Origin of the sequence: Alkalihalophilus marmarensis DSM 21297 (assembly GCF_000474275.2) — a bacterium.
GTDB lineage: Bacteria > Bacillota > Bacilli > Bacillales > Bacillaceae_D > Alkalihalophilus > Alkalihalophilus marmarensis.
Map to the genome: position 1 here is coordinate 21,229 of NZ_ATAE01000038.1, position 23,037 is coordinate 44,265.

The following is a 23,037-nucleotide window of genomic DNA, read 5'->3' on the forward strand; positions in this document are numbered from 1 at the left end:
ACATATTAGCTATTTTTCGATACGTTTTTCACATAAAATTCTGAATAAATCTACACAAAGGAGTGCTTGTTAAATGGAACTATCTAATTCATCAAATAACCGAACAGCTCTTTTAATTATAGATATGATCAGCGACTTTGAATTTGAGGATTCGGAGCTGTTAATCAAACATGCTATGCCTGTTGCGAAAAATATTGCAGCTCTTAAAAAGAGAGCAAACGAAGCTCATATTCCTGTCATTTACGTCAATGATAATTACGGAAAATGGCAATCTGATTTCAGACATTTAGTTGCTCACTGCCTTGAACACGATGTAAAGGGCCGTCCTATTGTTGAAATCCTCCATCCTGACGAAGAGAAGGATTATTTCGTCTTAAAGCCTAAGTTCTCAGGCTTTTTTGCAACACCTCTAAATCTACTATTGGAACATTTAAATGTGGATACCCTTATCCTAACTGGAGTTGCGGGTAATATGTGTGTACTCTTTACAGCTAATGATGCTTATATGCATGACTACAAAATATATGTACCAAGCGATTGCTCTGGATCTAATACAGCAGAAGCGAATACGGAAGCCCTTCATCTGATGCAGAATGTGGCGAAAGCAGATATTACACCGTCTGTCGATTTGGATTTGCCGCTTAAATAGGATTATTTTTAGATAAAAAAGAAAGCCTGCCATTATTTAATGACAGGCTTTCTCCATTTTTATTTCGACTCCCATTTCTCATTAAAAATAAGACTTTCCAGCTCGCGGCGTTTCTCCCAGCCGGAGGATTGTAGAATTGGTTTGTCTGGATAGTTGTCGGTATATCCAATGGACAATAGAGCAATTGGCTCAATATGAGGCGGGATGTTAAGAATATCGCGAATATCATTCTTTTTATAAAAGCTTACCCACCCTAGAGCAAGACCTTCTGCGGTTGCGGCAAGCCACATGTTCTGAATCGCACAAGCAGTTGAGAGAATATCCGTCTCTGGAATAGAGTTACGGCCAAGTACGTGAGAGCCGCCTCGAGTCGGGTCACATGTCACGCAAATCGTCACAGGCGCTTGCTTTAATCCCTCAATTTTAAGTGATAAGAATTTTTGATGGCGATCATCTTTATTCTCATAATGAATAGCCAGCGCACGACGCTCTTTATCAGCCGCCCAAGCAAGCTTTTCTTTCACTTCATCACTTTGTACAACAACAAAATTCCACGGCTGCATAAAGCCAACAGACGGACCTTGGTGTCCAGCCTCAATGATCCGTTGAATTTTCTCCTCTTCTACTGGAGCAGACAAGAATGTTCTTACGTCACGGCGAGTTGCTATTACTTTATAAATTGAATCTTTTTCTTCTTGGTTAAACATTTCATTTATATCCTTATTAGACTTATCATTATTAGACACGATAAAACTCCCCCTTGCTTTCTATATTTCCACAAATAATCATTACTTCTATTCTATGATCAAATGGATCTTTGAGCTAGCTTTTTTTATTCAAAATGAAAACCCTCGCATTACATGCGAGAGTTATTATCTAACCGGTAAACAATGGCTTCATATGGTCTAAGTTTAATTTCATCACTTGCTGGCAGCTCGTTTGCGTAATTACTAATGACCACTTCTGCTGCCTTTCTATTTCCTAAATCAAACGTTGTCTCTTCACCGTAAAAATTACAGATGACAATAAGTTGGTCGCCGTTTAACTCCCTTTCATAGGCAAATACAGACGGATGATCGGCATCAAGCAATTGATACTTTCCATAAACAATGACTTCATGCTGTCTTCTTAATTGGATCAGCTTCTTGTAATAGTGGAAAATAGAATCCTTGTCTTCTAATGCCTGCTCCACATTTATGTTTTGATAATTTGGGTTTACGTCGATCCAAGGCGTGCCTGTTGTAAATCCAGCCTTTTCTTCAGCACTCCACTGCATTGGCGTACGTGCATTGTCACGGCTTTTCACATATATGGCTGGCATTATATCCACAGGCCTCATCCCTTTTTCTTCAACCATTTCGCGGTAATGATTCAGCGTTTCAATATCACGATAGTCTTCAATCGAATCAAAATGGATATTGGTCATGCCAATCTCTTCGCCTTGATAGATGTACGGCGTCCCTTTCATCATATGAAGGAGTGTCGCAAGCATCGTTGCAGACTCTCTGTGATAGTGTGTGTCATCCCCAAAACGAGAGACAGTTCGGGGCTGATCATGGTTGCTCCAATATAAGCTGTTCCACCCAGAATTCGCTAACTCCTCTTGCCATTTGGAAAGATTATTTTTCAAATCACGTAATTCCAGTTCCTTCAATTCCCACTTTGGTCTGCCCTTATGTTTATCAAGGCCCATATGTTCAAACTGAAAGACCATATTTAACTCTTGACGCTCGACCGCTGTATATTTAATTGCTTCTTCAGGAGTGACTTTCGGACATTCTCCAACTGTCATAATATCGTACTTAGATAATACTTCCTCATTCATTTCACGTAAGTAATCATGAACCCCTGGCAGATTAAATTGATACGCCTCAGCTTCAGCGTCCCCTTTTTGATACGCATCATAACTTGGCAGAATTTCTTTTTTGGAGATCATATTTATGACATCCATTCGAAAACCATCCACACCCTTATCAAGCCAAAAACGCATCATCTCATATACATCTTGACGCACCTGTTCATTTTCCCAATTTAGATCAGGCTGCTTTCTTGAGAACATATGCAAGAAATACTCATCTGTCTTTTTATCATATTCCCACGCTGAACCGCCGAAAGAGGCAATCCAATCAGTCGGGGGTTCATCCCCTTTTCCCGGCCGCCAAATATAGTAATCACGGTAAGGGTTGTCTTTAGATGAACGAGATTCTGCAAACCAGTGATGCTCATCAGATGTGTGATTTACGACTAAATCCATGACAAGCTTAATACCGCGTTTATGCATTTCATCTAATAATTGATCCCAGTCTTCCATTGTCCCGAAGTCATCCATAATTGCTTTGTAGTCACTAATATCATAGCCGTTATCATCATTAGGCGATTCATATACCGGTGAAAGCCAGACAACATTAATCCCGAGTTCAGTTAGATAATCAAGCTTCGAAATGATTCCTTTAATATCTCCTATTCCGTCCCCGTTGCTGTCATAAAAGCTGCGCGGATAGATTTGATAAACGACACTTTCTTTCCACCATTGTTTGTCCATTTCTGCACCTGCTTTTTGTTTATTCTAGATTAGTATGTATTTCATCCTGCCATTTTATCGATTATTGCTAACAGATTCAACCGGCACGAAAAAGAGCATGAGGTTCTCCCCATGCTCTTCATCACTTAAGCAAATACTTCACGCAAGCTTGCTTTATCCTGTTCTAACCAGTATTCCATCAGTTTCTTTGCACCTTTTAGATCATGAAGCTTCGCTTGTCCGCACTGCTTCTCAGTCGCAGCCGGGACCTCATCAAGTTCAATAGAATACTTCATCGTTTTCTCAAGAACATCAATAATCTCATCAACCGAAGGCGCCCCGCTCATAATTAAGTAGAAACCTGTTTGACAGCCCATTGGTGAGAGGTCAATCACATCAAAATGGTCATAGTCTTCGGCAAAGCGGCGAACATTCAGCGCAAGTAAATGCTCCATCGTATGGATGACATTAGGCTTCATCGCTTGCTTATTAGGCTGAAAAAAACGGATATCAAATTTATTAATTTCCCCGTCAGTTCCTACATCATGACGCCCGCAATGTCTGACAAAAGGTGCTTTTACAATCGTATGGTCTAACTCAAAACTCTCTACAGTCGGCACACTGATCACTCCTTGTTAATTGCTTTAATCTAGCAGTTGACTACAGTATAACGAATGAAGAGTGAGAAGTCTAAACATTTACGAGAATTTTCAGATTATATGACTATTGTTTCCGTTCCTTTGTGATCGTCTGTTTGATTTGTAATTCATTACGATCAACAAACTCACTAACCTCTTGTTCAAATGAATGCGGCTTAAAACGATGAATTTTCATCTGCTGACCTGACTTGCCCGTAACAATGAAAATGACTTTCGATCCTGCAATAATTTGATGGACATTTGTAATCTCCATTGCTTGCAATTGTTTCGTCCGAACCTTCATACCAGCTACTTTTATTATCATTACAAGTCTATCTTCTTCTACCGTTAGATGATAACGAGTGGTTAATGCTAGAAAGCTTACAGCCATCGCTGCATAAGCAAAGTACTGAGTATTACCTTCTAGAGCATACGCATAAGTCATCGCCATAAAAAATAGAATCGTCCAGAGAATCTTGGGTTCTTCTGCTATAAATGTCTTCATTCCTTATCCGTCATCCCTTTACTGTGTACAAACGTCATAACAGCAAATAAAATAAAGCTTACCACTAGGACTGTTCCGCCGATAATATAGAATAATAACTGCACGATCTCTGGTATAAAGTCTGGCTTCATGTAGTAAATGTACATGCCTGCTGTCAGTCCAAAAGCACCAATAAATGCAGTCCATACTTGGGCAGCGGCTAATTTAGACTGCTTTGGGATAGGGTATACCCGGTAAAAAATTGCAAAAGCAAACAGCGAAAGCCAGCCGACTACTAAAATATGAGCATGAATCGCTCTTAACATCATCGACCCTGCTCCGGCCATATGTGAACCCATAAACGTTCCGATCAACGCATAAATGGCAGATGTTCTTAATAAAAACTTTGTACGGCTCATTAATCTTCTCCCCTTTTAATTGAATGTCGAGTGAATAAATGATCTGAAGGTCAATCATCATTACCAACTTCTTATTATACAATAGTTTGAGCGGGTAATAAGCAAGGGAATAATGAATACTAATTGAACGAATAATGTTCACTGTACAAAAGCTTGTCCTAATCAGTTACAGAGAGGATTAATCAATGAAAAAGAACTCGTTTATGAAGCATTTTATGGAACAATTAAAAACGGATCCCATCCCAGATTGGTCAGCTACATTTGCCTATTACTTCATGTTATCTATTTTCCCATTGCTGATTTTTATGATCGCCCTTTTGCCATACTTTCAATTAAATATTGATCAAGTGTATCAAATCTTATATGATTATGTGCCAAGCGATTTAGCCGATTTGTTTGGGAATACGATTCTTGAAGTGATCAGCCACCCTCAAGGCGGTTTAGTCTCATTTGGGGTAATCGCAGCCATGTGGTCAGCATCAAATGGAGTAAATGCCCTCATTCGCGCTGTAAACCGCGCTTATGGCATTGAGGAAACAAGGAATTTCCTGTCACTGCGATTGCTTTCGATCCTGCTTACGTTATGCATGATTTTTGTGGTGGTAACGACCCTCCTTTTGCCGGTGTTTGGTAAATTAATTATTAATGGAATGGAATACTTGTTTGCCGTACCACCCGAGACCGCTGAATTCTTAAACGTATTAAGGTGGATTATAGGGATCGGGCTTATGACTCTTGTTCTTATGTTTTTATATTGGGCAGCACCAAATGTAAAATTGAAGTTTAAACAAGTCATAATTGGGGCATTAAGTGCTACTATAGGGTGGCAAATCATCTCTCTGCTTTTTTCCTATTACGTGACTAACTTTGGTAACTACTCAGCAACCTATGGAAGTTTAGGCGGAGTCATTATCCTAATGCTTTGGTTTTTCTTAACCGGTCTGATTATCATCGTCGGCGGAGAGATCAATGCGACAATTTTTCACCAAAAACGGGCGAAAGCAGAGAATTTATAGCCATTTCACTAAATTCATGTATAAAAGTCTGAAAACGGTCAATGCTTGTATCAGATTGGCAGGACGAAGATATTTAAAGGAGTTGGGAATAATGAATAAAACAGAACTTATTAATGAAGTTGCTGAACGTACGCAATTATCTAAAAAAGATGCAGGGAACGCAGTAAATGAAGTATTTGATGTGATTTCAGAAACAATGTCAAAAGGCGAGACCGTTCAATTGATCGGTTTTGGAAACTTTGAAGTGCGTGAACGTGCTGCAAGAAAAGGGCGCAATCCGCAAACTGGTGAAGAAATTGATATTCCTGCAACAAAAACACCGGCATTCAAAGCTGGTAAACAACTGAAAGATGCTGTTAAGTAATTAATGTAAATAAAAAGCATGAACCCAATTAGGTTCATGCTTTTATTTTATGCTTCGGTTTGATATGGATTTTCATTTTCTACTGGCTTCTCATACGTTACATACGTATTCGCAATCATATCGTGAATACTACGTTTATCTTTACGTAAGCCGACCATAAATGCCGATACAACATAGGCAATCCCTAGTGTAATCACATACACAAAACCTGCTACGAGCACGCGAAGAAGCATCGTACCGAATCCAACGTTGCTGCCGTCCATTCTCACAATACGAATTCCGCATACCTTCTTCCCTAACGTATAGCCGTACCATAAGACAGGAAGAATCAACAGATAGGCTAACTGAACAACCGAATCAAAAATTAACTGCCCATCCTCATTAAAATTCAAAGCCATTGAAATGATAAATGTAACAAGTCCTAATAACAATCCATCTAAAATAGAAGCTCCAAAACGGATCCAAAATCCCGCGGGTTGTTTCACCATATAGACTTCCCCTTTCTTCTCTTACCTCTTTTATTATTCATAAGTACGTTAACCATATGATAAACATTAGTCAAACATTTTCCATTATATCACTATTCACTCTCCCAAACTATCACAAACATTGTTAACAAGACGTTTAATCTAGTTGACAAAAAACAATGTTCAGATTATTCTAATGTTAACTAATTACTAACATGAGGTGAACATATGTCAAGTCGTAAACGCTATTTTTCTACTATTGAACTGGTCCTTATCCCAATGTTTGCAGCCTTAATGGCGATCGGCGCAAACGTTACATCCTTCTTAGTGATTGGCGGGGTACCCATCACGCTGCAGACACTGTTTGCGACATTAGCCGGTGCTCTCTTAGGCTCAAGACGCGGTGCTCTAGCTATGATGATTTATGTCCTGATTGGACTAGCTGGCTTCCCTGTTTTCGCCCAATTTCGCGGAGGCTTAGGTTCTCTTGTCAGCCCTACGTTTGGATTTTTATTATCTTTTATCATTCTAGCTTTTGTCGTTGGTAAAATCATTGAGAGAAGCAGCAAGAAATCCGTTTCAACATTTATGGTTGCATGCTTTGTGGGTCTTACGATAAATTATGTTCTCGGAACGAATTATATGTACTTCGCTTATCAATTTATTGCAGACCTAGATGCGATCACTTACGGAATGGCTTGGTCATGGATGGTTGCACCTCTTGTAAAAGACATCATTTTTACAATTTTCGCAGCTGTTCTTGCTTCTCGCATTTATCACACGGTTAATAAAAATGCGAATCCCCTTCAACGAAAGCTAGCTTCATAAAGCGAAGACCCCCTCAAGTTCGTTTGAGGGGGTCTCTTCTGCTTATAAAATCATTGCCGCTGCAAATCCAAAGATTAATAGCGGAATATTAAAGTGAAGGAATGTCGGTACGCATGTATCCCAAATGTGGTTATGCTGTCCATCAGCATTTAAACCAGCCGTTGGTCCAAGCGTACTATCTGATGCAGGCGCTCCGGCATCACCCAATGCCCCAGCTGTACCAATTAAAGCAATAATCGCCATTGGACTGAAACCTACTGCCATACCAAGCGGTACAAACAGAGTTGCAATAATAGGGACCGTTGAGAATGAAGAACCGATTCCCATTGTGATGAATAATCCAACCACCAACATAAGAATAGCAGCAACAGCTTTACTATCTCCAAGGATCCCTGAAACTTGATCCACTAATAGCTCAACATGACCGGTTTCACGAATAACCGCTGCAAACCCTGATGCGGCAAGCATGACAAACCCAATGAATGCCATCATCTTCATACCATTTGTAACAACATCATCAGCTTCTCTCCATTTCAGAACGCCGCTGACTAATAAAATCACAATACCAGCTAATCCAGCAATAATCATAGACTCTGTTACTTGCTGAACGACTAAGGTAGCCACAACAGCGATAATGGCTGCTGTAATCGACCATGTAGTATAAGGGGTTTGTTCTGAAGCCTCCCCAATAATCGGACGGTCTTCATACACACGACGTTTACGGTATGTTACAAATACCGCTACAATCAGCCCTAGAACAAGCCCTGCAGTTGGGATAGCCATAGCCACCGGAATATCGCCAAGCTCGATCGCTAAACCGCTCTTCGCCATATTATCCGCTACAATTCCGTGAAAGATCGCACCGAAGCCATAAGGCAGGAATATATAAGGTGCTGTTAAACCAAATGTCATGATTGCAGCAATGGCCCGGCGATCTACTCCTAGACGATTAAGCACTTTTAAGATCGGCGGGATTAAAATCGGAATAAACGCAATATGTATTGGAATCACGTTTTGAGAGAAACAAGAAATGACAAGAATAGAAAAGAAAATAAGTGCTTTAGATAATATCTGTTTCTCTGTATCTCCATTACGTCCCACAAGCTTAATTACTGTGTTGACCATCATATCAGGAAGACCTGTTCTTGCAATAGCGACTGCAAACGCTCCAAGTAAAGCATAACTTAATGCAACAGTGGCACTTCCTCCTAACCCATCACTAAATACTGCCACCGTCTGCTCAAGTCCAAGTCCGCCTACAAATCCACCTACAAGTGCTCCAATGATTAAGGCAAGCACCACGTGTACACGTACCAAACTAAGTACAAGCATCACGATGACTGCGAGTAATACAGCATTCATCGAAATCAACTCCTAATCCTTTATCTTATTAAATCACTAATGAACTAAAACATACATATACACTATCATTCTACGAACCTCATTGTCAATGACTTTCTTTCGTGTGATAAAGGACTAAAGAAAAAAACACTTGGCTCTTTATCCAAGTGTTGTTAGTAACGTAATTTCAGCAATATATCTTTAATTTCCTCGTCTTTCATAATTGTCTCTTTATACCGTTTTGTAATTTTCGTCAAAGCCACATCATGATAGAAAAATTCCGTGAAGAATTTTACTAAAGGCGGTGATTGGGTACGGATCGCTTGCCAGCTCGACTCTTCAATCCCTGCAAAGAGCATTTCTCTTTGATCGACAATTAAAATCCTGCTGCGTTCTAGCGTATTATGATGCTGATCAGGAATAAGAGTGGACACAGCTTTAATACTTGTCTCAATCTCTCCAATCGCATGAATATGAATGTCGAGCCCTTGTCGATCTTTCTCTTCTAGTATTGGAAGAAATTGATTCAGGTCATCGCCCCATGCAGATAGATAAATCGAACGCTCTGCGCCTTCCGTTAGTTCCTTGATTAAGGATTGAATCGATTGGTTTTCCTTCAAGCTCCAAATACGGTCATCAAGCGGTACATCTTCCACTTCAATCTTTTTAAGTTGTTCAATATTCTCCTCAAAATCTGCTTTTAATTTTTCAATAACTGATTCTAAAGGAAGCGCTGTATATAAGCGTTTCTTCTCAACTGTAGCTTCTAGAATCATTCCTTTATCTGAGAGACGCTGAAGAACCTCATATACTTTTGACCTTGGAACACTTGAGCGCTTCACGATCGCCGTAGCATCTAACGGCTGGTTCACTGTGATAAGTGACGTATACACTTGGCTTTCATATTGTGTAAATCCAAATTGTTGAAGCATGCTGCATTCTCCTTTATTTATCCTTGTCTTAATCATAGCACAGGAAACATAATCATAAAATTTCTCCTTGTGCCATCCACCTTTTAATGTTACCCTTCTAGTGGTAACTAATTAAAGAGGTGTTTTTATGGATAAACGAGTTTATTTATTAACGATTGTTTCTTTTATCGTAGGTTTAGTAGAACTTATATTGGGAGGCATCCTAGATCTCGTTGCATTTGATCTTGGAGTAACACTAGGTCAAGTCGGGATGCTCATTTCTATTTTCTCATTAGTCTTTGCTGTCTTTGGACCGATCTTATTGACGGCGACAGCTAAAATGGAAAGAAAGAAACTGACGCTAATTGCTTTGGTCGTGTTTTTCTTTGCCAATCTTTTAGCTGTATTAAGTTCTGGGTATGCGATGCTTTTAGTGGCACGGATCATCTCTGCCATGAGCGGGGCTCTTTTAATTGCTCTATGTGTCACGATCGCCTCAAACATCGTGTCTGAAGAGTTTAGAGCACGTGCGATTGGGATTGTTTTCATGGGAATTAGTGCATCACTCGTACTTGGAGTTCCTGCTGGTCTTATGCTTGGAAATGCATTTGGCTGGAGAGCACCATTTATCATGATTACGGCCTTAACTGCTCTCTCGTTTATCGGTGTTTATTTCTTAATGGACAAAATCGAGCCAAAACCAGCGCTATCGATTAAAAAGCAATTGCAAACATTAAAAAATAGAAAGATTTTACTCATACAGTTAACATCGTTTCTATTCTTAGCTGGTCATTTAACGCTTTATGCGTACCTGACTCCATTTTTACGTATGACGATGGGAATGGACGGGACTTGGATTAGTATGATGTATTTAATCTTCGGTGTGGCAGCAATCATCGGGGGCGGTGTTGGCGGAATGCTTGCTGACCGTTTTGGGACAAAGCCTACGATTGTGGGGGTAATCATTGTTTTTGCTGTTTCTATTTTCACAATTCCATACACAACATCAATTCTGCCGCTGTTCTTAGTTGTGATGGTCGTTTGGAGCATGTTAAGCTGGGCGATTACTCCAGCAATTCAAAGCTACTTAATTGAAACAGCCCCAAAAACATCTGACATTCAACAAAGTTTGAACAACTCTGCTCTTCACTTTGGAATTGCTGCAGGTTCAATGATCGGCGGTATTGTGATTGAGCAGTCAACGGTAGAAATGAACGCAACAGTCGGAGGCGTATTCGTTCTCTTCTCGTTAGGGGTGGTGATCATGTCAATGACAAAACGAAAAGAAAAAGCTTTATCAACTGCTGCATAAGTATTTAATTAGATGCGACTTATCTAGGACGCTCCTGAACTATACTACGCTTTCGCGGTGAGCTAGTGAGCTTCCTCGGGCTATGGTCCTGTGGGATCTCACTCCTGCTCTAGTCACCGCAGAAGTCCCGTATAATTCATCCGCTAGTTAGCACATCGTTCGTTTCTCAGCATGTTAATCATTCTATTTATTAAAGATATATTTTGTTGAAATAAGAAAGACGACTTAGTCATTTTTGAAATGACAAGTCGTCTTTTTGTTGCAAGAACACTCCATTTTCTACACGCTCCGTTGATTGGAGCGTGAATGTCTTTAGTTGCTCCCTCATTAATAGCAGCACAATGCTTGGGAATGTAATGTGTAACAAGTGGTAGCTCAGTCCGATATTCATTTGAACTTTGCGCGCCATAAATTAAATCCTCCAAATAACATCCTCCAAAAATATAACTTAGCGGATGAAATATGTGGAGACACCTATGAGTAGTAAAGCAAAGCTGAGACCCCACAAGGCATAAGCCCGAGGAGGCTCAGCAGCTTCCCATGGAAAGCGAAGTATAGTTCAGGAGCGGCACATAGAGCGCACCTGCACTATTCAAATTCCCATAAGTTACTTTAATTTTGTCCCAGCCTCTTATTCATTAGATTGCTTTTAGTGTATTTGCCCCTTTTGCAGTAATAAAACCCTGAACATTGATTGTTTTTGGCATTAAGGGGTGACGTTCGATAAGGTCTATATTTTTCTTAATGACTTCTTGCATATCTTCAGGTCCGGTTAACCAAGAGATGATATCCTTTTCCACCACTCTAATGTAATCAAGTGTGTGGAGTGTGTTCCCGGAAACCCCTGCTTCCTCCAGTTTCAATAGGAGTTCCTCTCTGTGGATCTTACTCTCTTTGTCTCCTTCTACCCCAATGACATATACATCTTCAACATTTTCATAATATGCCGCCATGAGAATACTGCGAATGATGCAGCCATAAGACTGAGAAATAAAACTGCCATATGAGTTAATAAAGAGCAATTCATCTAACGGCTTCTTTAACACGGAGGAAAGCCACAATGACTGATTTCCTTCTAGACTAGTGATAATTAATGTCTTTTTATTTGCTGTTTTCTTTTCCATTTGTTTTACCCCCTATATTAGATAGCATATTGTTCAAATTTCATATATTTATTGCATCCACTTTGCTAATTCAAAGTAGAGCGGTATTCCAACAATTAAGTTAAAAGGAAATGTAATTCCTAATGCCAGCCCTAGATAGATCGATGGGTTTGCTTTTGGAACGGATGTTTTCAGAGCTGCTGGAGCAGCTATATAAGAAGCACTTCCGGCCAACACTCCCATTAACGTAGCTCCTCCAAGTGAGAGGCCTGCTACTGTACCTGCCAAAACTCCTAAAAGTCCAAATAAAACGGGTGCGATGAGTCCAAAGATTAAAAGTTTCCAACCAAATTCTTTTACTTCTTTAATGCGTTCACCCGCAACCAAGCCCATATTCAATAAAAATAAGATCAGTACACTGCTATATAAATCCATAAATAATGGCTTGATCATTGGAATGGCACGCTCCCCTAAAAACAGACCGATAAGAAGACTGCCTAATAATAGAAGAATGCTTTTGCCGAAAATACTTTCTCTCAGAACTTCTTTATCAAATAAATGAGAAGTGGAGACAATACCTAAACTTCGCTGAGAAACAGGTGCTATTTGTTTATTTTTTTCAACCAGCTTTAGGAGAACAAGCGAGACTAATATAGCTGGGCTTTCCATTAATACCACTAAAGCATTCATGAACCCTTCATAAGATGTACCAACCTTATCTAAAAAGGAGATGGCTGCCCCGTATGTAACAATACTTACTGAACCATACGTAGCAGCTAATCCAATTGAATTATCTAAATCTAAATGAATGAGCCGCAATAAGATGAGGATTAATACAGGGATAATTGTTCCCAAGAATAAAACGGCCGCTATTGGTGCTAACACATCTTGAATAGAATAACGAGATAGCTCTATTCCTCCTTTTATCCCGATTGCTATCAGAAGGTATATACTTAATGCTTCACTTAGCGCAGGCGGGAACTTTAAGTCTGATTTACATATAGCTGCAATAATGCCTAATACAAAAAACAACACGACAGGCGATAATAAATTCTCCAACATAATTTCTTGCATCATCTTCCTCCTTTTAATTAATCAAAAAAACCGACAACTACAGGATTTAATCCTGATCATTGTCGGTTTATCTTCAACTACCTTCTCGGTTTTTGAACGATCTCCCACCTATTTACTTTGCTGCTTTCTTTTCCAGGTTAGCTGTAAGCTTAAAAACCATAATTCTCTCACCTGTAGTGGTGCTGACATCAGTGTGAAAACTTTTCACTTCTTCACCAGTAATGGAAGAGATAATGTCAATTAATCCATCTTTTCCCGACTCAATTAAATCGGCTCTTATTCTCTTAATCGAGAGCATACCCTCTTTCGTTTTACTTAACGAGTGCTCTGCTGGCGTTAAAACTCCGAGTAAATTAACGATAATCATATCTCGCAAAATGTCTGTTTTCACAGATACAGACCCTCTCCCAAGATAGTCTTTTTCCCACTGTGTTAACACCTTGCTTATTTCAGCTTCCATGCTTCCTTTTGTTTTAGAAACCATTTTTCTCTCTCCTCTGCAAACAAAAAACGGTATATTCCCCAATAGAGTCCCCTCCCATTAAGAAATATACCGATTTATACCTATTTTTCCTTCTCTCAAACAAGCTGCTTCTTCATTCAGCCAATATTTATTAACTGCCTGCTAAAGCCTCTCTTCTAATCGAAGTTAAAACAAAAATCTCTCGGTTATTAAGTTAAATTCATCTTACGGTTTTCATTGTCTTGTGTCAATCATTTTTTTAATAATTAGTTTTTTAATTTTGCTTTATTCTTAAGATATTTTATTACATTATCTAGCGCTTTATTTAAGAACATTTCAACTGTCGAATCTGTCTTCCATCCAATATGCGGGGTAAGTATCACATTATCTAGTTCGGTAAGCGGATGGGCTGCCTTAAGCGGCTCTTGGGTAAATACGTCAAGGCCTGCTCCCGCTATTTGTTTCTCCTCTAAAGCTTGAACGAGCGCTTCTTCATCAACAATTTCTCCGCGCGATGTATTAATAAAGAACGCATTTCTTTTCATCATTTTAAAATGCTCGGCTTTGATTAGATTCCTTGTTTCTGGGACCAATCTCACATGCACTGAAAAAAAGTCTGATTGAGAAAACAATTGCTCTAACTCTACATATTCAACATCATGTAGAAGGGCTCTTTCCTCTGTTAAACGAGGACCCCAAGCGATTACTCTCATGCCAAATGCTTTTGCAATACCTGCTACTCCAGCACCGATCTTGCCTAAACCGATCAAACCTAACGTCTTGCCAGCTAATCCTATGCCCATAGCAATCGGCCATTTATTTTGTTTTAACCCTTGATCAAGTGGAAGGATTTGTCTAGCATGAGCAATCATTAATCCAAATACAAGCTCCGTCACAGCTTGAGATCCTCCTGGTGTAGTGAGAATCTCGATTCCTTGCTCCTCTGCTGCCTCTTTGTCAATATGAGCTATACCAGAGCCAGTTTGAGCAATCAGTTTAAGGTTTGGCAGTCTGAGAAGAAGCTCTCGTGTAAAGTGGGTGCGTTCTCGAATCGGGATTATGATATCTGCATTTCTGATACGGTTTACTAATTCATCTCCCTCTGCCTGATCATAAAAGATTTCTACTTTTACATTTGCTAAAGAAAGCTGTTCAAAAGATATTCGATCAGTGGTGCGCTCATAATCGTCTAATATAACAAGCTTCATCATGTCTCCTACTTTCTATTTCTTCATGTGAACTATTTCCATAACAGACTCGTAATTTCCTCCTAAATAAAAAAGAAGCTATCTCCATTATGAGACAGCTTCTAGTTATTAAAAAATGAAAGATAAGATCATTCCGCCTATTGCACCTGTTAATACGATAATCCACGGTGCCCATTTGTAATAGACAAGCATCGTAAATAATAACGCAGCGAATGCAAAATCAACAGCTGATAAAATGGAGCTTGTAAAGATCGGGTGATAAAATGCTGAGATTAAGATCCCGACTACAGCCGCATTTACTCCCATTAATGCTCCTCTCACTTTATCATGACGGCGCAGCGCATCCCAAAAAGGAAGAGCTCCTAAAATTAATAGAAAAGCCGGCAAGAATATAGCAGCAGTCGCAAGCAGTCCGCCCTGCCATCCGTTTATCACAGCTCCCAGGTAAGCAGCAAATGTAAATAAAGGACCTGGTACGGCTTGTGCTGCCCCGTACCCTGCAAGAAAGGCTTCTTCACTTACCCAGCCAGCGGGCACAAATTCACGCTCTAACAGCGGCAAGACAACATGACCACCGCCGAAAACAAGGGAGCCTGCACGATAAAAGCTATCAAACATCGCTACCCAGTTGTAAGCTGTCATCTCTCTTACGATAGGAAGAAGAATTAACAGTCCAAAAAATATAGTTAAACAAACTGAGGCAAAACGCTTGCTGATCGGAAAGTTCATTTTCACCTGGTCTACGTTATCATGGTTCTTATACAGCATGTACCCGGCCATTGCTGCTAGCAGGATGACTCCCACTTGTGTAAACGCTGTTTGCCACAAAAGCGTCCCCATCAAGGCTGCTAAAGCAATCGTTTTTCGTTTCACATCGGGCGTTAAATTTTTAGCCATCCCTAAAATTGCGTGAGCCACAACCACGACAGCAACAATCTTCAATCCGTGAATCCATCCAGCATCGCCTGCATCAAACGTTTGAACAAGCAGGGCAAACACGATTAAAGCAATAACAGAAGGCAGCGTAAATCCGATAAATGAAACGATTCCTCCTATTACTCCTGCTCGCATCACACCGATCCCTATGCCAACCTGACTGCTGGCGGGGCCCGGTAAAAACTGCGCCAGTGCTACAAGGTCTGCATAGCTTGACTCGTCCATCCACTTACGCTTTCGCACATATTCTTGATGAAAATATCCTAAGTGCGCAACAGGACCGCCAAATGATGTAAGACCCAGTCTTGTAGAAATAATTAAAAGTTCAATGAGTGTTTTAAAGCCTATTTCTTTTTTTTGTGCCATCTTTGTCTCCTCTAGTTGATCTATCCTTCCTTTAATGTATCATTACACAGGCCAGTTCTCAATTTCACCAAGAAACCTTTACATAGACTTAACAATGTCGATTTTTTTACTCCTTGCTTCCTTCCATTGTCTGTCTATATGGAGGATGGTACGATGAAACTATTATTGTTACATAAAGGAAGGAAAACACTCATGGTTCTACGTAAAGTTCTAGTCGCTATTCTTACTAGCTTCTTTGTTATTCTCTTCGGGTCTACCTACATCAGCTCTTGGGACATGTTTCAAACGTTTTATGAAGCCTGGTTTTTTGTTTCTTTATTCGCTCTAACGGGAATTCTCTTTTATCTGCTGCCTGTATCCGTGCTTGCCGAGTTTATTAGCCGTAAATACACGAATTCCATTGTGCGAGGAGGCATTTCCCTTGCTATTCATATCGCGCTCGTTGCTTTATTTGGGTTATGGGAAGCAAATTTAGGGTATATTGCCGTCTTCGCAGCATTTGGCTTTTTCGTGATTGATGAATTGACGAGAAGCTTCTATGACATACCTGTGATGAAAAAGCTGATTGTCTTCTTAACCATCGCAGCAGGACTTATTACAGTCGGCTTGATGATTATTGGGTTTATAAGCACCCCCGCCAGTTAAAAACATAGCAAAAGCTGTCCCGCTTATCGCAGGACAGCTTTTGTTCGTATAGGAAAGGACGCAATAATGTTATATGTTGAGATCATACTGGCTCATATTGACGCATATCCCGTCTAAAGCGGCTCAATTACTTGTGATTGGCGCAATGGAGGCGGATATGAACGCAATAAGGCGATGATTGCACGCAATTGAATTTGTCTCTGACGCATAAACGGTCGGAAAAGATACAATTACTGTTCAACCAGAGTCGAACCAATCAGATTCGCATCCTCAGCACATACCAGGCCAATCCTTCCTATTTGTTATTATTCATGCTCAGCAATTTCTTCTAATAGAAGGTCGAACATTTCGCGGCCTTCATCACCAATGATTTCATCGCGGAAGAAGTCACGAATTGGCAGCTGCAGCTCACGGAACTCTGCACGCTCTTCTTCAGTCAGCTCAATCACTTCTGTTGGGTTATCCGTATCATTGACAATCGAATCAAGCAGCTCTTCGTTTAGCTGGTCTTGAATTTCAAATCCACGATCACGCATTTCTTCTACCGTCTCATCTAATGCTGTGCGGATATCTTCAGGCAGATCATTGTAGATACCAGGGTTAATCGTAACCATTGCTACATACGTGTTATGGTTTGAGATTGTCATATGATCTTGAACCTCGTGGAAGGACGCATCCTCGATAAAGAAAATTGGATTTTCCTGTCCGTCCACTACTCCGCGATCAAGCGATACATAAAGCTCTGACCAGCTAAGCGGAGATGGGTCAGCGCCATATGCTCCATATGTTTCAAGCATTAAAGGTGAACTTTGTGTACGCATTTTAAAGCCGTTAAAGTCATCAGGTGTACGTAATTCACGGTTCCCTGTCCACTGCATTGCCCCTTCTGACATAAATGCAAGCGGCTTAAGGTTTTGCGCTTCATATAATTCGACTAAATGTGTGTTTAACGCTTCGCTTGTATTTAAGATTTCTTGAGTCACTTCTTGGTCATCTGGGAACAAGAATTGCAATGAGAACACTTGCCCTTCAGCTACTAAGCCGCCAGTAAAACCTGGAGAAATGATCCCCATTTCAAACATCCCTTGCTGGACGCCTTCAACTTGGTCAACTTCACTACCTAATGAACCGAAATCATATACATCAATATTTACTTGGCCATCTGTCTTTTCATTTAAAAGCTCAGCAAATTCTTGTGCGTACTCATATTGTACCTGTCCTTCTGTTTCCTCTACGACAAAGCGCCAGTCATACGTTTCCCCGCCGCTAGCTCCGTTATCGCCTTCTGTTGAAGCATCGTCACTTCCACATGCTGCAAGACCTACTGCAAGTGCTGCTGCCATTGCGCCTGTTAGTACTTTTCTCTTTTTAAAAAACATCGAATACCCCCTGTTTTTAATCTATTAAACCTATTGAAACAAATTCTATTTTGAAAGGATCATCACATAAACCTAAGAAGGAAGAGTGATATATCCTCAAATAGTATAATCAGCACGGATGCGATCAAAAGCATAATAATATATGGCGGAGTCCCTCTGATAACATCTAAATACGACTTATTAAAGACGGCACTCGCCGTAAAGATATCCACTCCAAATGGCGGGGTCGCTGAACCTAGCGCCGCTTGGAACGTAATCACTACTCCAAGATGAACAGGATCGACACCGGCTTGAACGGCAACCGGATAGAAGATCGGAGTTAAAATTAAAATGACGACGATTGGATCGACAAACATACAGCCGATAAAGAAGAAGATCGCCACAATTAATAACACTTGAAGTGCAGTCGGGTCAGCTGGAATAACTGTTTCTGTTAATAGTCTTGGAATTCTCGCGTATGAAATCAACCAAGAAAAAGCCTGACCTGCTGCTACTAAGATAAAGACTGCTGCTGTTACGAGTCCAGTGGATAAAGCAATTTTTGGAATATCAAACACTTTGATCGAACGGAATATAAGCACTTCTAAAATCAATGCATATAAAACTGAAATCCCTGCTGCCTCCGTTGGACTGAAATAACCGAAATAAATACCCCCGACAATGATGACTGGGAACCCGAGCGGAAACAATGCACGCACTGTCGTTTTCCCGCGGTCTCTCCAGCTCATTTTTTCTCCGAGTGGAATATTGAATATTTTCGCATGTATGTAGCTGTAAATAGCGAACATTAAGAAGATTAAGACACCCGGACCTATACCTGCGATAAACAAGTCGCCAACAGATACATTCGGTGCTGCTAGTGCGTATATAATCATCCCAATACTTGGCGGAATCAATAACGCCACATCACTTGCATTAATAATTAAAGCGATGGCACTGGAATCTTTGTAACCTACTGATAATAGCCGCTTTCTCATTGGTTTACCGATTGCTACAACTGTTGCTTGAGTAGAACCTGAAATCGATCCAAAAAGTGTACAAGCGGCTGCCGTTGTTATGGCATACCCTCCTCGAACATGTCCGACAAAGGAACCAACAAAATCTAATAGCCGTTTCGATGTTTTTCCTGTAGACATAATGTCTGCTGCAAAGATAAACAACGGAACCGCTAATAGCACATAAGAGGAAATACCCTCCATCATTTGTTGTACCAGAAAAATCGGATCAACATTCGGCATGAAAAAGAGGATGACAACAACAGAAGCTGCAAGCATTGGGATCATCATCGGAAACCCAAGTGCCAGCAAAACGATCATAACTGTTAACATTGTTGCTACCATGTACGTTCCTCACAATCTATTTTGTTTTTGATTACGAGTAATCTTTTTTATCTTGTGCTAAGTACACATCTTTTTCTTTTATATTAATCCACATATTACGTAAAAACTGGATGCCTCCTAATGTAAAGCCGATTGGTAAAAAGATTGCCATCATATATACAGGCATTTGCATGGATGTCGTCACACGCCCAGTTCCGTGAACAGATAAGAAATACCCGTATGAATAATAGGCTAAGATAAAAAGAATAACTGCTGTAACGGCAGGAATGAAAATCGCGAGTCCTTTTCTAATAGGATACGGAGCTAGATCAAAAAATGCTGACATGCTGATATGGCGGCCTTTTCTAGCAGCGTAGCTGATGCCGATAAACGTTGCGATAATTACAGCCATTTGACTTACTTCATTGGCAAAGGACCAGCTGCTCCCGAAGATTGAACGGCTTAAAACATTTCCTACAACCATAACGGCAATAATGATAATGGAATAACTAAGAATATATTCTTCTAGCTTCATCAACCCGTAATCAAGCTTTCGAATGACGTTCAAGCACAATTTCCCCCTTTCTAAATAAGTATTTAAACAAGTTAAATCAGCGTGTGAAAAAATGAAAAAGAATAAAAAAGAATCACTTACTAAAAATCATACTGGAAAGAAGTTTCCACCACAAACGTGATATCTACGTATATTTCCAGATGTCATAGGATGAGACAGTCTCTCGAAAGGTCACCGGTATGATCTGTCTATATACTAGCCACATCGCTCAAATATTCAGAATTTCAGAACTTCACACAGGAATTTAGTCCCATAAATATACATACATCTCATATCTTTTCTTAAAGTTCTTATCCCTGCATAAAAAAAGAGCACCCATCATGCAGGTGCTCCAAAACGATCTTATTCAATTTCTTCACGATTCATAGCAAGCTGTGCTAACGTTCTAGCCATCACTCCGGTGCCTCCGAGCGGGCAAAGGTTATTTGGCTTTGAATTCCAAGCAGTACCTGCAATATCAAGGTGAACCCAAGGAGTGTCTCCCGCAAATTCACCGATAAACAAACCTGCTGTAATGCTGCCGGCTAAGCGACCCGGTGCGTTATTCAAATCAGCTACGTCACTTGTTTTCAGCATATCACGATACGGCTTGTAGCTTGGCAGACGCCAGATCCACTCACCTGTTTCAACAGATGCTTCTAACACTTCTTCCATAAAGCTCTCATTATTAGTAACTGCCCCCGTCGTACAATCTCCTAGTGCAATTAATACCGCCCCTGTAAGAGTCGCTACATCTACTAAATTCGTGGCTCCTAATTGCTTAGCATAAGCTACTCCATCTGCTAGAATTAAGCGTCCTTCTGCATCGGTATTACGAACCTCGATCGTTTTGCCATCCATTGCCCGGATAACATCGCCTGGCTTCAGTGCAGAACCGTTTAACATATTCTCAGAAGAAGGAATGACAGCTAGCACATTTACATCCGGCTTCATTTCACCGATAATGTCCATCGCGCCTAAAACAGCTGCAGCTCCTCCCATATCCATTTTCATTTGATGCATATTTTCACGAGGCTTAATTGAAATACCACCTGAATCAAACGTTAAGCCTTTTCCAACAAAGCCTAACACATCATCCCATGTATCTTTCGCTTGATATTTTAAGACGATCATTTTAGGCGGTTCATCGCTTCCTTTTGCTACCGCAAGAAGCGCGCCCATGCCAAGTTTCTCCATGTCTTCTTTCTCAAGCACATCGTATTCAAAACCATGCTGGTCCGCTAACTCCTTTGCTTCCTTAGCAAGTTCAGTTGGGGTAAGCAGGTTACCTGGAATGTTAATGAGTTTACGCGCACGGTTTGTCCCTTTTCCGTAAGCAAAGCCGCAATCAGCTGCTTCCACTAACCCTTCTGTTCCTGAAGCCGCATAGAATGTTACTTCTTCAATAGACACATCCACTTCATTTGTTTTTTCTTTATAATCCGCTACTTGGTATGTACTTAATGCTAATGATTCTCCTGCTAACACTGCCAAATCCTCCAGCTCGGCAGCCTCTGAGCGAAAACTATCAAGATCAATAGCAATGTTCTTTAAGCGGTCACTTCCCGCTTTCTTCCCTGCAGCAGCAAATACTTCACGCAGACCTTCAGCGTCCAATTCTTCTTCTTTGCCAAGTCCAACAATATAAATAACATCACACTCAAGCTTTTGCAATGTATAAAGTGGTGTAACTTTACCTCGCTTTGTTGAGATCTTCTTATTTTTCTTTAATGTTGTTATTTGACCATCTAAAAGTTCGTCCACTTCTTGAGCCGTATTCGTTGATTGTTTCTTTTCAAATAACCCGATAATAAGGGCATCATGCTTTGCCGCTTGATCGTAAGATTGCTGTATATTAAACATCTTTAAAACCCCTTTCAGCTTTTCATTTTGATAATGTCCACCTTAAGTATACACGATCTTCAAAATATTTCGATATTCGAAGCATAACTTTCTATGTTCAGAACAGAACGAAATGGGTATTGTATGATATAATGGAAATCAATTTGACTAGACAGCTACGTAGATTCTCATGATCAAATAAGCAGCAAATTGCTTATCTTACATGTGAATTCGTACTATCATAGATTCTACTTATTCGACTCATTGACTTATTCGACTCAATAGAAAGGAAGAACGTGTACATGGAGATTTTTCATAATTTTCCGCTTTGGGCAGCTTTATTTGCCATCTTCTTTGCTCAATTCGTTAAAATCCCTCTTGCTTTCCTCCCTACGAGAAAGCTTGATTGGACATTGTTTACAAGTACAGGGGGTATGCCAAGTTCTCACTCGGCTGCAGTTACGGCTATTTCTACGGCCGTAGCGATTGAGCACGGGATGGACTCAACAATCTTTGCCGTTGCAGCAATCTTTGGGATTATTGTTATGTTTGATGCAACAGGGGTGAGAAGACATGCTGGTTATCACGCAACCGTTTTAAACCAGCTGGTCACGGACTTTAATAAATTAGTTTCAGAAGTGAAGTCTTGGCCTAAAAAAGAAGAAATCGAAAAGCGTAAAGAATTAAAAGAATTATTAGGTCACCAACCAATTGAAGTATTCTTTGGAGGCCTGCTCGGTATTATTCTAACGTTAATCCTGCATGCCTTGATTCATTAAGTTAGATCAAAATTAAACAGTAAGAGGTTTGGACATGTAATGTTTAGCTGAGAAGCGTATAAATGTTGAATTAGTCTCTCCTAACAATGGTTGTTAATTTCCGCTGCAGGTACTTGCTTTCCGCGGGCGGTCCGGGAGCCTCCTCATCACTCCGCTCTTGCGGGGTCTCCCATGGCCACGCACTTCCCGCAGGAGTCAAGCACCTTCCGCTCCAATCAACAGAGCGAATAGGGAGTTGAGCTGATCCTCAACAAAATCATTCCACGTCATTTATACAAAAAGCAATGGCTTAGCGGATGAAATATACGTAGACTCCTGTGGGTGCTAGAGCAGGAGTGAGATCCCACAGGGCATTAGCCCGAGGAAGCTCACTAGCTCCCCACGGAAAGCGAAGTATATTTCAGAAGCGGGGCAGATACA

At 40.4% G+C, this 23,037-nt stretch carries 25 protein-coding genes; 7 read left to right on the plus strand and 18 right to left on the minus strand.

Going from position 1 to position 23,037, the window contains the following annotated elements; genetic code table 11:
• Nucleotides 1-73: 73 nt before the first annotated feature.
• A complete protein-coding gene (locus tag A33I_RS13955; RefSeq protein ID WP_012960266.1) occupies nucleotides 74-649 on the plus strand; it encodes a cysteine hydrolase family protein in 576 nt (191 codons plus the stop codon).
• A gap of 59 nt (nucleotides 650-708) precedes the next feature.
• Here A33I_RS13955 and bluB read toward each other — a convergent pair whose 3' ends face one another.
• The 5 genes from bluB to A33I_RS13980 all read right to left on the minus strand — a co-directional run bounded on the left by bluB (nucleotide 709) and on the right by A33I_RS13980 (nucleotide 4,711).
• Nucleotides 709-1,356: a 5,6-dimethylbenzimidazole synthase gene (bluB, locus tag A33I_RS13960; RefSeq protein ID WP_031311665.1), complete on the minus strand. Its 648-nt coding sequence runs from the start codon at nucleotides 1,354-1,356 to the stop codon at nucleotides 709-711.
• 149 nt (nucleotides 1,357-1,505) lie between these two features.
• Entirely contained in the window at nucleotides 1,506-3,191 is a 1,686-nt protein-coding gene (locus A33I_RS13965) for a glycoside hydrolase family 13 protein (RefSeq protein WP_022628977.1), read from the minus strand.
• 125 nt (nucleotides 3,192-3,316) lie between these two features.
• Nucleotides 3,317-3,790 carry an S-ribosylhomocysteine lyase gene (locus A33I_RS13970; protein WP_022628978.1) on the minus strand — a complete coding sequence of 158 codons (474 nt, stop codon included), beginning with the start codon at nucleotides 3,788-3,790 and terminating at the stop codon, nucleotides 3,317-3,319.
• 103 nt (nucleotides 3,791-3,893) lie between these two features.
• The gene (locus tag A33I_RS13975) at nucleotides 3,894-4,313 is read right to left on the minus strand and encodes a hypothetical protein (RefSeq protein WP_022628979.1); all 420 of its coding nucleotides are present in this window, start codon (nucleotides 4,311-4,313) and stop codon (nucleotides 3,894-3,896) included.
• The gene (locus A33I_RS13980; RefSeq protein WP_012960271.1) at nucleotides 4,310-4,711 is read right to left on the minus strand and encodes a hypothetical protein; all 402 of its coding nucleotides are present in this window, start codon (nucleotides 4,709-4,711) and stop codon (nucleotides 4,310-4,312) included. The genes A33I_RS13975 and A33I_RS13980 overlap by 4 nt, the downstream gene beginning before the upstream one ends.
• A 185-nt stretch (nucleotides 4,712-4,896) precedes the next feature.
• Between A33I_RS13980 and A33I_RS13985 the strand changes: the two genes are divergently transcribed.
• Together A33I_RS13985 and A33I_RS13990 are read left to right on the plus strand one after the other, a co-directional pair.
• Nucleotides 4,897-5,727, plus strand: coding sequence for a YihY/virulence factor BrkB family protein (locus A33I_RS13985; protein ID WP_012960272.1), 831 nt, complete (start codon nucleotides 4,897-4,899; stop codon nucleotides 5,725-5,727).
• Between the two features lie 91 nt (nucleotides 5,728-5,818).
• Nucleotides 5,819-6,091 (plus strand): HU family DNA-binding protein, encoded by a 273-nt coding sequence (locus tag A33I_RS13990; RefSeq protein WP_012960273.1) that lies wholly within the window; start codon nucleotides 5,819-5,821, stop codon nucleotides 6,089-6,091.
• A 47-nt stretch (nucleotides 6,092-6,138) separates the two neighbouring features.
• Here the strand turns inward: A33I_RS13990 and A33I_RS13995 are convergent, their stop codons facing one another.
• Nucleotides 6,139-6,579, minus strand: coding sequence for an RDD family protein (locus tag A33I_RS13995; protein WP_012960274.1), 441 nt, complete (start codon nucleotides 6,577-6,579; stop codon nucleotides 6,139-6,141).
• 207 nt (nucleotides 6,580-6,786) lie between these two features.
• Between A33I_RS13995 and A33I_RS14000 the strand changes: the two genes are divergently transcribed.
• The gene (locus A33I_RS14000; RefSeq protein ID WP_012960275.1) at nucleotides 6,787-7,386 is read left to right on the plus strand and encodes a biotin transporter BioY; all 600 of its coding nucleotides are present in this window, start codon (nucleotides 6,787-6,789) and stop codon (nucleotides 7,384-7,386) included.
• A 42-nt stretch (nucleotides 7,387-7,428) separates the two neighbouring features.
• Here A33I_RS14000 and A33I_RS14005 read toward each other — a convergent pair whose 3' ends face one another.
• Both A33I_RS14005 and A33I_RS14010 read right to left on the minus strand, forming a co-directional pair.
• Nucleotides 7,429-8,748: a Na+/H+ antiporter family protein gene (locus A33I_RS14005; protein WP_022628980.1), complete on the minus strand. Its 1,320-nt coding sequence runs from the start codon at nucleotides 8,746-8,748 to the stop codon at nucleotides 7,429-7,431.
• Between the two features lie 152 nt (nucleotides 8,749-8,900).
• The gene (locus A33I_RS14010; RefSeq protein ID WP_022628981.1) at nucleotides 8,901-9,659 is read right to left on the minus strand and encodes a TrmB family transcriptional regulator; all 759 of its coding nucleotides are present in this window, start codon (nucleotides 9,657-9,659) and stop codon (nucleotides 8,901-8,903) included.
• 127 nt (nucleotides 9,660-9,786) lie between these two features.
• On the opposite strand from A33I_RS14010, the gene A33I_RS14015 reads away from it, so the two are divergent.
• Nucleotides 9,787-10,950 (plus strand): MFS transporter, encoded by a 1,164-nt coding sequence (locus A33I_RS14015; protein WP_022628982.1) that lies wholly within the window; start codon nucleotides 9,787-9,789, stop codon nucleotides 10,948-10,950.
• Between the two features lie 229 nt (nucleotides 10,951-11,179).
• Here the strand turns inward: A33I_RS14015 and A33I_RS14020 are convergent, their stop codons facing one another.
• The 6 genes from A33I_RS14020 to chrA form a co-directional block, all read right to left on the minus strand.
• Complete coding sequence (locus A33I_RS14020; protein ID WP_022628983.1) at nucleotides 11,180-11,359, minus strand: hypothetical protein; 180 nt, start codon at nucleotides 11,357-11,359, stop codon at nucleotides 11,180-11,182.
• Between the two features lie 229 nt (nucleotides 11,360-11,588).
• Nucleotides 11,589-12,074, minus strand: a complete 486-nt coding sequence (locus tag A33I_RS14025) for a carbonic anhydrase (protein WP_022628984.1) — start codon at nucleotides 12,072-12,074, stop codon at nucleotides 11,589-11,591.
• Nucleotides 12,075-12,122: 48 nt separating this feature from the next.
• A complete protein-coding gene (locus A33I_RS14030) occupies nucleotides 12,123-13,127 on the minus strand; it encodes a sodium-dependent bicarbonate transport family permease (RefSeq protein ID WP_022628985.1) in 1,005 nt (334 codons plus the stop codon).
• Between the two features lie 112 nt (nucleotides 13,128-13,239).
• A complete protein-coding gene (locus A33I_RS14035; protein WP_012960282.1) occupies nucleotides 13,240-13,611 on the minus strand; it encodes a Na-translocating system protein MpsC family protein in 372 nt (123 codons plus the stop codon).
• Between the two features lie 245 nt (nucleotides 13,612-13,856).
• On the minus strand, nucleotides 13,857-14,801 hold the full coding sequence (locus A33I_RS14040; protein ID WP_031311668.1) for a D-2-hydroxyacid dehydrogenase family protein: 945 nt from the start codon (nucleotides 14,799-14,801) through the stop codon (nucleotides 13,857-13,859).
• Between the two features lie 105 nt (nucleotides 14,802-14,906).
• Complete coding sequence (gene chrA / locus A33I_RS14045) at nucleotides 14,907-16,100, minus strand: chromate efflux transporter (RefSeq protein ID WP_022628987.1); 1,194 nt, start codon at nucleotides 16,098-16,100, stop codon at nucleotides 14,907-14,909.
• A 153-nt stretch (nucleotides 16,101-16,253) separates the two neighbouring features.
• On the opposite strand from chrA, the gene A33I_RS14050 reads away from it, so the two are divergent.
• Nucleotides 16,254-16,745: a hypothetical protein gene (locus A33I_RS14050; protein WP_022628988.1), complete on the plus strand. Its 492-nt coding sequence runs from the start codon at nucleotides 16,254-16,256 to the stop codon at nucleotides 16,743-16,745.
• 305 nt (nucleotides 16,746-17,050) lie between these two features.
• On the opposite strand, the gene dctP is transcribed toward A33I_RS14050, so the two are convergent.
• From dctP to A33I_RS14070, 4 genes are all read right to left on the minus strand, one after another.
• Nucleotides 17,051-18,124 carry a TRAP transporter substrate-binding protein DctP gene (dctP, locus tag A33I_RS14055; protein ID WP_022628989.1) on the minus strand — a complete coding sequence of 358 codons (1,074 nt, stop codon included), beginning with the start codon at nucleotides 18,122-18,124 and terminating at the stop codon, nucleotides 17,051-17,053.
• Nucleotides 18,125-18,186: 62 nt separating this feature from the next.
• Nucleotides 18,187-19,464: a TRAP transporter large permease gene (locus tag A33I_RS14060; RefSeq protein ID WP_022628990.1), complete on the minus strand. Its 1,278-nt coding sequence runs from the start codon at nucleotides 19,462-19,464 to the stop codon at nucleotides 18,187-18,189.
• 31 nt (nucleotides 19,465-19,495) lie between these two features.
• Nucleotides 19,496-20,011, minus strand: coding sequence for a TRAP transporter small permease (locus A33I_RS14065; RefSeq protein ID WP_012960288.1), 516 nt, complete (start codon nucleotides 20,009-20,011; stop codon nucleotides 19,496-19,498).
• A 348-nt stretch (nucleotides 20,012-20,359) separates the two neighbouring features.
• On the minus strand, nucleotides 20,360-21,859 hold the full coding sequence (locus A33I_RS14070; RefSeq protein WP_022628991.1) for a leucyl aminopeptidase: 1,500 nt from the start codon (nucleotides 21,857-21,859) through the stop codon (nucleotides 20,360-20,362).
• 281 nt (nucleotides 21,860-22,140) lie between these two features.
• Between A33I_RS14070 and A33I_RS14075 the strand changes: the two genes are divergently transcribed.
• Nucleotides 22,141-22,617 carry a divergent PAP2 family protein gene (locus tag A33I_RS14075; RefSeq protein ID WP_022628992.1) on the plus strand — a complete coding sequence of 159 codons (477 nt, stop codon included), beginning with the start codon at nucleotides 22,141-22,143 and terminating at the stop codon, nucleotides 22,615-22,617.
• Nucleotides 22,618-23,037 lie beyond the last annotated feature (420 nt).